The organism is Kitasatospora sp. NPDC057518 (genome assembly GCF_042802075.1).
In the GTDB taxonomy this organism is placed as follows: Bacteria; Actinomycetota; Actinomycetes; order Streptomycetales; family Streptomycetaceae; genus Kitasatospora.
Window position 1 is genome coordinate 1 of the sequence record NZ_JBHVEU010000591.1, and the last position, 4586, is coordinate 4586.

Below are 4586 nucleotides of genomic sequence, written 5' to 3' on the forward strand. Positions count from 1 at the left end.
CTCCACCACGGAGGGGGCCCGCCCTTCGGCTGTTGTCCGCGGACGGCTACGGCAGGGCCAGCATCCGGTCCAGCGCCGCCTTGGCGTACGTCTCGGTCTCCGGGTCGACGGTGATCACGTTCGGCACCCGGCCCTCGACCAGCGACTCCAGCGCCCAGACCAGGTGCGGCAGGTCGATCCGGTTCATGGTCGAGCAGAAGCAGACCGCCCGGTCCAGGAAGACGATCTCCTTGTCCGGGTGCGCCTTGGCCAGGCGGCGGACCAGGTTCAGCTCGGTGCCGATGGCCCACTTGGAGCCGGGCTCGGCGGCGTCCAGCGCCTTGATGATGTACTCGGTCGAGCCCACCATGTCGGCGGCCGCGACGACCTCGTGCTTGCACTCGGGGTGCACCAGGACGTTCACGCCGGGGATCCGCTCGCGGACGTCGTTCACCGAGTCCAGGCTGAACCGGCCGTGCACCGAGCAGTGGCCGCGCCAGAGGATCATCTTGGCGTCCCGCAGCTGCTCGGCGGTCAGGCCGCCGTTCGGCCGGTGCGGGTTGTAGACGACGCAGTCGTCCAGCGAGAAGCCCATGTCCCGTACGGCGGTGTTGCGGCCGAGGTGCTGGTCGGGCAGGAAGAGCACCTTCTGCCCCTGCTCGAAGGCCCACTCCAGGGCGCGCTTGGCGTTGGAGGAGGTGCAGATGAGGCCGCCGTGCCGGCCGGTGAAGGCCTTGATGTCGGCGGAGGAGTTCATGTACGAGACCGGGACGGTGACGTCGGCTATGCCGGCGTCGGTCAGCACGTCCCAGCACTCGGCGACCTGCTCGGCGGTGGCCATGTCGGCCATCGAGCAGCCGGCCGCGAGGTCCGGCAGGACGACCTGCTGGCGGTCGCTGGTGAGGATGTCCGCGGACTCGGCCATGAAGTGCACGCCGCAGAAGACGATGTACTCGGCCTCGGGGCGGGCGGCCGCGTCGCGGGCGAGCTTGAAGGAGTCGCCGGTGACGTCGGCGAACTCGATCACCTCGTCGCGCTGGTAGTGGTGGCCGAGGATGAAGACGCGGTCGCCGAGCGCGGCCTTGGCCGCGCGGGCGCGCTCGACGAGGTGGGGGTCGGAGGCCGGGGGGAGGTCACCGGGGCATTCGACGCCGCGCTCGCTGTTCGGGTCGGCCTCGCGGCCGAGCAGCAGCAGAGCGAGCGGCGTCGGAGTGGGGTCGACGCCGTGGGTCTCGGTGATGGTGGTGGTCACGGGCGGGTGCCCTTCTGTGCGGCCGAGCTAGCGGTGGGGCCTTTTCGTCTAACTGACGCTATCTATTCTAACCGCTTAGCGTCAGAGTGACGATGGCCATCCTGTCGATGTGACGAGAACCGCTCGTCGAATCGGATGCTTCCGGGCGTGGCCGAATCGATACTTCGAAGCCGACGGGTATGGCTGAGCCCATGAAAGCAATCGCGATCAACCGCTACGGCGGCCCCGAGGCGGTCGAGTACACCGACCTGCCCGACCCCAAGGTCGGGCCCGACTCCGTCCTGGTCGAGGTCCGGGCGGCCGGGGTGAACCCGGTGGACTGGAAGGTCCGGGACGGCGCCCTGGACGGCATCCTCGACGCGCACTTCCCGCTGGTCATGGGCTGGGACGTGGCCGGCGTGGTCCGCGCGGTCGGCGGCGGGATCACCGAGTTCGCCCCGGGCGACGAGGTGTACGGCTACGTCCGCAAGGACGCCGTCGAGCACGGCACCTACGCCGAACTGGTCTCCGCCCCGGTCCGCACCCTGGCCCGCAAGCCGGCCGCGCTGGACTGGGCGCAGGCCGGCGGCCTGCCGCTGGCCGGGCTCACCGCGCTGCAGGGCCTGCGGGCGCTGCGCCTCGCCGAGGGGGAGACCGTCCTGGTGCACGCCGCCGCGGGCGGGGTCGGCCACCTGGCGGTGCAGGTGGCCCGGGCCCGCGGCGCCCGGGTGATCGGCACCGCGGCCGAGCGCAACCACGACTTCCTGCGCGGCCTCGGCGCCGAGCCGGTGGTGTACGGCGAGGGCCTGGCCGACCGGGTCCGCGCGCTCGCCCCCGACGGGGTGGACGCCGCCCTCGACCTGGTCGGCCACGGCGCCGTCCAGCTCTCGGCCGGCCTGGTGGCGGACCCGGGCCGGATCGCCTCGATCACCGACTACGGGGTCAAGGCGCTCGGCGGCCGGTACGTCTGGGTCCGCCCGGACGCCGACGACCTCGCCGAGCTGGCCGCGCTCGCCGACGACGGCCGGCTGACCGTCACCGTCGCCTCCACCTTCCCGTTGGCCCAGGCCGCCTCCGCCCAGGCGCTCAGCGCCGAGGGCCGCACCCGGGGGAAGATCGTGCTGCTCGTCCCGTGACGGCCGCCCGCCCGTCATCCGACGGCGGTGAACTCGTCCAGGTCATCCGCCAGAATGGTGGCGAACCGTTTCGGCAGTGGCAGCCCGCCGCCGGAGCGCCCCGCCGAACCCCCCGTACGACCCGTGGAGCCCCTCACCCATGACCAGCAGCCGAGCGCACGAGGTGGTCGGGGCCGACCTGGACGAGACCGACCGGCTCCTGCTCGCCCGGCTCGGCAGCGACGGCCGCGCCTCGTACGCCGAGATCGGGCTGCAGGTGAACCTCTCCGCCACCGCCGTGCGCCGGCGGATCGACCGGCTGCGGGCGCGCGGCGTGGTGCGGGGCTTCACCGTGGTGCTCGACCCGTCCGTGCTGGGCTGGCAGACCGAGGCCTTCGTCGAGGTCTACTGCCGCGAGCGCACCGCCCCCGAGGAGATCCTCGCCAGCCTGCGGCAGTTCCCCGAGGTGGTCGCCGCCTGGACGGTCACCGGCGACCCGGACGCCCTGGTGCACCTGCGGGCCGCCGACATGCGCCACCTGGAGGCCGTCATCGAGCGCATCCGGCGCGAGCCCGGGGTGCAGCGCAGCCGCTCCTCGGTGGTCCTCTCCCAGCTCATCGGCTGACCGCCCGCCGGCCGCCCCCGGACCGTACGCAGGAATCCTGCGCGGACCCGCCCGAAGACGCCCGAAACCTGCCTGACCAGCCGCGTTCCGACGCGCGGGGAGGGCCCGGTGCTGCCTACGCTGATCACGTCCGGTCGTCGCGGTGAAGCGTCCCGCCGACCGGACGCCCCCCGACACCCCCACGCCGAGAGGGACCGCCGTGTCCGCAGCACCCGACCGCATGCACCGGCCCGACAACGAGCTGGTCGACCTGGTTTTCGACTACATGCGGGAGCGGCTGCAGTACGACCCCGTCCCGCTCGACCACCCCGGTGACGGCGAGCACCTGCGCACCCAGCTGGCCGGCCTGCTGAACCAGGACGGCAACAACCCGGTCGACGTGCTCAAGCTCTACGACCACGAGCTGTCCCGGGCGGTCATCTCCGCCGACAGCCCCCGCTACCTGTCCTTCATCCCGTGTGCCCCGACCAAGGCCGCGCTGCTGTTCGACATGGTCGTCTCCTGCGCCTCCCTCCAGGGCATCTCCTGGCTGGAGGCGGCCGGCGCGATCGCCGCCGAGAACCAGGTGCTGCGCCTGATCGCCGACCGCGCGGGCCTGCCCCAGTCGGCCGGCGGCTGCTTCGTGTCCGGCGGCTCGGCGGGCAACCTGTCCGCCCTGGTGGTCGCCCGCGACACCGCCCGCCGCAAGCTGGGTGTCGGCCCGGAGGCCCGGCTGCGGATAGCCGTCGCCGACCAGGTGCACTCCTCGGTCAAGAACACCTTCAACATCATCGGCGTCGAGGCCTTCAAGGTCCCGACCGTCAACCGGCGCTTCACCGGCGAGGCGCTGCGCGCCGCCCTGGCCGCCGACCCGAACCCGGAGACGGTGATCGCCGTCGTCGGCACCGCCGGCACCACCAACGAGGGCATCGTCGACGACCTGGCCGGCCTGGCCGAGGTCGCCCGCGAGCGCGACCTCTGGTTCCACGTGGACGGCGCCTACGGCGGCGCCGGCCTGTTCGCCCCCTCGGTGCGCGAGCGCTACAACGGCATCGAGCACGCCGACTCCTTCGTGGTCGACCCGCACAAGTGGCTGTTCGCCCCCTTCGACTGCGCCGCGCTGATCTACCGCAACCCGCAGCTCGCCCGCGCCGTGCACACCCAGGACGCCTCCTACCTGGACGTCCTGCACACCGAGGGCGACGAGTGGAACCCCACCGACTACGCCTACCACCTGACCCGGCGCGCCCGCGGCCTGCCGCTCTGGTTCTCGCTGGCCGTCCACGGCGTCCAGGCCTACACCGACGCCATCGAGGCCGGCCTCACCCTGGCCCGGGAGACGGCCCAGCTGATCCGCGAGAGCGAGCACCTGGAGCTGCTGTTCGACCCGCAGCTCTCGGCGGTCTGCTTCAAGCGCAGGGGCTGGACCAACGACGACTACTACCGCTGGTCGCAGCAGCTGCTCGCGGACCAGATCGGCTTCGTCACCCCCACCGGCTGGGACGGCGAGACGGTCGCCCGCTTCGCCTTCCTGCACCCGGGCACCACCATGGAGATGGTCAAGGAGATCCTGGACACCATGGTCTGAGCACCCTGACGTCCGTACGGCCCCCTCCGGAGCGCTCCGGAGGGGGCCGTACGCGTGCCCGCCTACAGG

4 protein-coding genes are annotated in these 4586 nt (G+C 72.5%); 3 read left to right on the forward strand and 1 reads right to left on the reverse strand.

Annotation, left to right across the window (positions count from 1 at the left end; genetic code table 11):
- Positions 1-46: 46 nt before the first annotated feature.
- Entirely contained in the window at positions 47-1231 is a 1185-nt protein-coding gene (gene nadA / locus ACFU7Z_RS36675) for a quinolinate synthase NadA (protein WP_234348387.1), read from the reverse strand.
- A 191-nt stretch (positions 1232-1422) separates the two neighbouring features.
- Here nadA and ACFU7Z_RS36680 point away from each other — a divergent pair, with 191 nt between their 5' ends.
- The 3 genes from ACFU7Z_RS36680 to ACFU7Z_RS36690 all read left to right on the forward strand — a co-directional run bounded on the left by ACFU7Z_RS36680 (position 1423) and on the right by ACFU7Z_RS36690 (position 4517).
- Positions 1423-2346, forward strand: coding sequence for an NADP-dependent oxidoreductase (locus ACFU7Z_RS36680; protein WP_380782395.1), 924 nt, complete (start codon positions 1423-1425; stop codon positions 2344-2346).
- Between the two features lie 139 nt (positions 2347-2485).
- Positions 2486-2950 carry an Lrp/AsnC family transcriptional regulator gene (locus ACFU7Z_RS36685; protein WP_049651848.1) on the forward strand — a complete coding sequence of 155 codons (465 nt, stop codon included), beginning with the start codon at positions 2486-2488 and terminating at the stop codon, positions 2948-2950.
- A gap of 199 nt (positions 2951-3149) precedes the next feature.
- On the forward strand, positions 3150-4517 hold the full coding sequence (locus tag ACFU7Z_RS36690) for a pyridoxal-dependent decarboxylase (protein ID WP_117487462.1): 1368 nt from the start codon (positions 3150-3152) through the stop codon (positions 4515-4517).
- The last annotated feature ends 69 nt before the right edge of the window (positions 4518-4586 follow it).